The sequence below is a fragment of the Sulfitobacter sp. 15WGC genome, from assembly GCF_005068605.1.
Taxonomy (GTDB): domain Bacteria; phylum Pseudomonadota; class Alphaproteobacteria; order Rhodobacterales; family Rhodobacteraceae; genus Sulfitobacter; species Sulfitobacter faviae.
Window position 1 is genome coordinate 1 of the sequence record NZ_SZNL01000042.1, and the last position, 5,519, is coordinate 5,519.

Annotated in this window: 4 protein-coding genes and 1 tRNA gene; 1 reads left to right on the forward strand and 4 read right to left on the reverse strand. The window is 61.1% G+C overall.

The window, feature by feature from the left end; translation table 11 throughout:
* The 4 genes from FCK22_RS17685 to FCK22_RS17705 form a co-directional block, all read right to left on the reverse strand.
* A partial coding sequence (locus FCK22_RS17685) for a glutamate synthase central domain-containing protein (RefSeq protein ID WP_282705409.1) occupies nucleotides 1–1,713 on the reverse strand: 1,713 nt, incomplete at its 3' end.
* A 164-nt stretch (nucleotides 1,714–1,877) separates the two neighbouring features.
* Nucleotides 1,878–3,311 carry an NAD(P)-dependent oxidoreductase gene (locus tag FCK22_RS17695; protein WP_067263870.1) on the reverse strand — a complete coding sequence of 478 codons (1,434 nt, stop codon included), beginning with the start codon at nucleotides 3,309–3,311 and terminating at the stop codon, nucleotides 1,878–1,880.
* Nucleotides 3,312–3,470: 159 nt separating this feature from the next.
* A complete protein-coding gene (locus FCK22_RS17700) occupies nucleotides 3,471–4,277 on the reverse strand; it encodes an undecaprenyl-diphosphate phosphatase (protein ID WP_136720729.1) in 807 nt (268 codons plus the stop codon).
* Nucleotides 4,277–5,263 carry a complex I NDUFA9 subunit family protein gene (locus tag FCK22_RS17705; protein WP_067263874.1) on the reverse strand — a complete coding sequence of 329 codons (987 nt, stop codon included), beginning with the start codon at nucleotides 5,261–5,263 and terminating at the stop codon, nucleotides 4,277–4,279. Before FCK22_RS17705 ends, FCK22_RS17700 begins: the two co-directional genes overlap by 1 nt.
* A 168-nt stretch (nucleotides 5,264–5,431) precedes the next feature.
* On the opposite strand from FCK22_RS17705, the gene FCK22_RS17710 reads away from it, so the two are divergent.
* Nucleotides 5,432–5,517, forward strand: a tRNA-Leu gene (locus tag FCK22_RS17710).
* Nucleotides 5,518–5,519: the final 2 nt, after the last annotated feature.

The window sequence follows — 5,519 nt, forward strand, 5'->3', positions numbered from 1 at the left end:
CTGGGAGCTGTCTTCGTCGAGCACGTTCTTGAGGTTGCCGAACCGTGTCTTGAGGCTCATCACCCGGAATTCACGCAAGGAGTCGATTGGCGGGTTGGTGACTTGGCTAAAGTTCTGGCGGAAGAAATGGCTCAGCGGGCGGTACTGGCCGCTAAGCACCGCCGAAGGCGTGTCGTCGCCCATCGAGGCCAGCGTTTCCTTGCCGTCCTCGGCCATCGGCGCGAGGATCTGTTCCAATTCTTCGATGGTATAGCCCGCGGCCACCTGACGGCGGCGCAACTCGGCCCCTTCGAACAGCGGCTTTTCGGTGACACCGGCAAGGACACCATCCATCTCGGTGATCTTGCCGACCCATTCGCCGAAGGGCTGATTGGCGGCCAGTTTGTCTTTGATTTCAGTATCATGGAAGAGTTTGCCCTCTGCCATATCCACCGCGATGATCTGCCCGGGGCCAAGCGCGCCCTTGGCCACGACGCGCGCCTCGTCCAGCGGCACCATCCCGGCCTCGGAACCGGCGATCAACATGCCGTCCGAGGTTTCGACATAGCGCATCGGGCGCAGCCCGTTGCGGTCAAGCCCGGCGCAGACCCAGCGGCCATCGGTCATCGCCAAGGCGGCGGGACCGTCCCAAGGCTCCATGACGGAGTTGCAATAGGAATACATGTCGCGCCACGCCTGCGGCAGTTCCACGGCCTGTTTCGACCAGGATTCCGGCACCAACATTGTCTTGGCCATCGGTGCGGAGCGGCCCGCGCGCACGAGCACTTCGAACACGGAATCAAGCGCCGCCGAGTCGCTGGAGCCGGAGGCCACGATCGGCTTGATGTCCTCGGCCATCTCGCCAAAGGTCGCGCTCGCCATGCGGATCTCATGGCTCTTCATCCAGTTCATATTGCCCTTGAGGGTGTTGATCTCACCGTTATGGGCCAACATGCGGAAGGGCTGCGCCAGCCACCACTGCGGGAAAGTGTTGGTGGAATAGCGCTGGTGATAGATCGCGAAAGCGCTGATGAATTTGTCGTCTTTCAGGTCGGGATAGAATTCGGCCACCTGTTCGGCCAGCATCATGCCCTTGTAGATGATCGAACGGCAGGACATCGAAGCGATATACATCTGCGGCACCTGCGCCGCGATGGCGGCTTTCTCGATGCGGCGGCGGATCACGTAAAGCTCGCGCTCAAATGTCTCTTCATCCACGCCCTTGGCGTTGGAGATCAGGATCTGCTCAATCTCGGGCCGGGTCGCATTGGCCTTTTCACCCAGCACCGAGATGTCGACCGGAACATGGCGCCAGCCATAGATGTAGTAGCCCATGCGGAGCACTTCGGTCTCCACGATGGTCCGGCATGTCTCTTGCGCCGCGAAATTGGTGCGCGGCAGGAAGACTTGGCCCACGGCGATCAACTCGTCCTCACGCGGGGTGTGGCCGGTGCGGCGGACTTGCTCATAGAAGAAGGGCACGGGGATTTGCACATGAATGCCCGCGCCGTCGCCGGTCATCCCGTCGGCGTCGACCGCGCCGCGGTGCCAGATCGCCTTGAGCGCGTTGATCCCGTTGACCACGACCTCGCGGGTCTTTTCGCCGTTGATGTTGACCACAAGGCCCACGCCGCAGGAGGAATGCTCTTCCTCGAAACTATACATGCCCTTTTCGGCCATCATCGCGCGTTTGGCTTCTTCGCGGGCCACCCAGGCGTCATCATATTTGGTCATGGCTTGGTTCCTTCCACAAACGCCGCAAATCCTGCTTTGACTTGGGCCTTGGTTTTGTTCTCGTGCGCGCCGGCAAAGGCAGGGCTGCGGAGCGTCACGTCTATTTCACTTTTGGTCTCGGGCAGCGCCGCAGGGCGCGAGGCGGCAGGGCCGCCCCGATACCATCACTCCGCCGCGATGCGCTGCGCGCCGTTGAAATCGTCAAGGATTGCCTGCGCGCAGTCGCGCCCATCCTTGATCGCCCAAACCACAAGGCTCGCCCCGCGCACGATGTCGCCCACGGCATAGACCCCGTCGAGCGCGGTCGCCCCGGTGACGTAATCGGCCTTGATCGTGCCCCAGCGGTTGACCGGCAGCTCCGGCTCGTTCCAAAGCGTCGGCAGGTCTTCGGGCTCAAAGCCGAGGGCCATAATCACCATGTCGGCTTCTTCGACATAGTCGGCGCCTTCGATCACCTCGGGCGACTGGCGGCCCGTCACGTCAGGCGCGCCGAGGCGCATCTTTTGGACCATCACACCAGTCACCGGATCGCCGACGAAGCCTTTGGGCGCGCTCAGCCATTCAAAGATCACGCCTTCTTCTTCGGCGTTTTGCACCTCGCGCTGGCTGCCCGGCATATTGGCCCGGTCGCGGCGGTAGAGGCATTTGACGCTTTCCGCACCCTGACGGATCGAGGTGCGCACGCAGTCCATCGCCGTGTCGCCACCGCCGATCACGACAACCTTCTTGCCCGCGGCGTTCAGACGGCCGCTTTCGAATTCTTCGACCGTGTCGCCAAAGCTCTTGCGGTTGGAAGCGGTGAGGAAGTCGATCGCCCGCTCCACGCCGAAACCGCCCACACCGGGGGCTTCGATCTCACGGGTTTTGTAGACGCCGGTCGCGATGATCACGGCATCATGCTTGCCCCGGATCGCGCCAAAGCTGATGTCGACACCGACATCGCAGTTCAACTCAAAGGTCACACCACCTTCGGCAAGCTGCGCATTGCGGCGCTGAACCACGTCTTTCTCAAGCTTGAAGCCGGGGATGCCATAGGTCAGCAAGCCGCCCGCCCGGTCGTAGCGGTCATAGATGGTGACCTGCACGCCCGCGCGGCGCAGCATATCCGCTGCCGCCAGACCGCCCGGGCCTGCGCCGATGATGCCGACACTTTCGGGCCGTTCTTCGGGCGGAGCGGCGGGTTTCACCCAGCCCTGCTCCCAAGCGGTGTCGGTGATGTATTTCTCGATCGAGCCGATGGTGACGGTGCCATGGCCCGACTGTTCGATCACGCAGTTGCCTTCGCAGAGGCGGTCCTGCGGGCAGATACGGCCACAGATCTCGGGGAAGGTGTTGGTGGCCTGACTGATCTCATAGGCTTCTTGCAAACGCCCCTCGGCGGTCAGGCGCAGCCAGTCAGGGATGTTGTTGTGCAGCGGGCAGTGGGTCTGGCAATAGGGCACGCCGCATTGGCTGCACCGGCTCGACTGCTCTGCCGCTTTGGCATCCGCATATTCGGCGTAAATTTCATCGAAATCCGTCCGGCGCAAATCGGGCGGGCGCTTTTCGGGCATATCCCGCGCAACGTCTGTAAATTTTAGCATGACCTGCTTCGCCATATACCCGTTCCTTCGACAAATTCCGTCAGAAGGCTCGTATACGAGAGCGTCAAAGTAAATAAAAGACAGCAATACTGACCCATTTACCTCTTTCCGAGCAAATGGGAGGCTCGGCCATCATTTTTATGCATCATTTAAGGTCCGATGCGGACCTACCTCCTAAAACCCAGCCCAAAGTGCGAGGATAACCACCCCACCGACAAGGATTCGCCACCATCCGAAAAGCGCATAGCCATAGCGGCTGATGTAATCGAGCACCCAACGCACCACGAAAACGGCAGAGATAAAGGCCATGGCGAAGCCCACGGCAATCTCCCCCATGGCCGAGGCATCCAGCACATCGCGGTTCTTGTAGATGTCATAGGCGAAAGCGCCCGCCATCGTCGGCATCGACAGAAAGAAGGAGAATTCCGCCGCCGCCCGTTTACTGGCGCCCAGCAACAGGGCGCCAACAATCGTTGCCCCCGAACGTGAGGTGCCCGGCACCATGGCGAGACATTGGATCACGCCGATCTTGAAGGCCATCGAGAGCGGGAATTTGGTCGCATCGGAATGGGACGGCGCAGGAGCAATGCGGTCGACGACCAGCAGGACCACCCCGCCCAGTACCAACATGACGGCAATCAGCAGGGGCGTCTCGAAAAGGACCGTTTTGATGAAGTCATGCGCCAAAACGCCGATCACGACCGCTGGCAGAAAGGCCAGAAGCACCGACCAGATGAACCGCCGCGCCTGCGGATCATGCGGCGCGGCCGAAAAGACCGCCCAAAGCCGTGCAGAATAAACCGTCAGGATCGCCAGCACCGCGCCCAATTGGATCACGACCTCAAAGGTCCGTCCGGCGCTTTCGAAACCCAGAAAATGACCGGCCAACAAAAGATGCCCGGTCGAAGATACGGGGATGAACTCTGTCAGCCCCTCCAGCAAACCCAGAAAGGCGGCGATCAGAGTGGTCGATTGTTCCATTATCCCTGCCGCAGGTTACGTGCCGATGCTTTGATGGCGTCATACTGCCCCGAGGGCCGGAACCGCCAGAGATAGTCAGGCAGCACCGCATCCATCGCGGTGGGGGTGATGCCAAGCTCGGCAAAGCCGCGCGCACCGTCCGCCACGACATTGTCCTTGCGCAGGTTCTTGACCTGATCGCGGGTCAGCATCTTGTTGGTGAACAGCCCGAAGGTGGCCGTCTGCACCATATCGAACCCGAAGGCGACGATTTTGGCGAGGAACCACGGCATGTTGAGCACCAAACGACGGCGGTGAATCACCTTAAGCATGCGCTGCATCAACCCGCGGAAGGTATCCACATCGGGACCGCCGAGTTCATAGACGCCCGAAGAGACCTGCCCCTCCAGTGCTTTTTCCGCCGCCTTGGCCACGTCATCGACGAACACCGGCTGGAACCGGGTCGAGGCCCCGGCGACCGGCAGGATCGGGCCGGTGCGGGTCATGCCTGCAAAACGGTTAAAGAATTCGTCCTCTGGCCCGAACATGATCGAGGGGCGCAGGATCACGGCATGGGGCATATGTTTGAGAATGGCCGCCTCGCCCTCGCCTTTGGTGCGGGCATAGTCGCTTTCGGCCTCCATATCCGCGCCGATGGCAGAGACATGGACGAAATGACCGATCCCTTCGGCGGCGGCCATGCGGGCGATACGCTCGGCCCCTTCAGATTGCACGGCGTCAAAGCTGTTCTTGCCGGTCTCGACCAGAATGCCAACGCAGTTCACCACCGCATCCGCGCCGCGCAGCGCGTCGGCCACAGAGCCATCGTTGCGGATGTTGCACAAAACAGGTTCGACCTGGCCGACCACACCATAGGTCCGCACAAAGAGCGCCTCGTTGGGATGGCGCACCGCCACCCGCACCCGCCAACCAGCTCTGGCCATGCGATACGCGATATAGCGTCCGACAAACCCCGAACCGCCATAAATCGTGACCAGCTTAGACATTCTGCCGCTCCTGTAGATAAATTCTCTGACAGGATGTACCCGCGCACCGCCCCTGTCACAAGGCCAAACCCCCGGTTGCAGCGCCTCGCGAGCAGGATTTTCCGATTTTCGCATAAATTGCGATTGACAGTCACCCGGCTGAGCCTTAGAGCACCCCACACGATACGTGCCCAGGTGGCGGAATGGTAGACGCGCTAGCTTCAGGTGCTAGTACTGGCAACGGTGTGGAGGTTCGAGTCCTCTCCTGGGCACCATA

Coding starts and splice junctions, on each gene's coding strand:
- FCK22_RS17695 (WP_067263870.1), bottom strand. CDS start 3,311: ATGGCGAAGCAGGTCATGCTAAAATTTACAGACGTTGCGCGGGATATG.
- FCK22_RS17700 (WP_136720729.1), bottom strand. CDS start 4,277: ATGGAACAATCGACCACTCTGATCGCCGCCTTTCTGGGTTTGCTGGAG.
- FCK22_RS17705 (WP_067263874.1), bottom strand. CDS start 5,263: ATGTCTAAGCTGGTCACGATTTATGGCGGTTCGGGGTTTGTCGGACGC.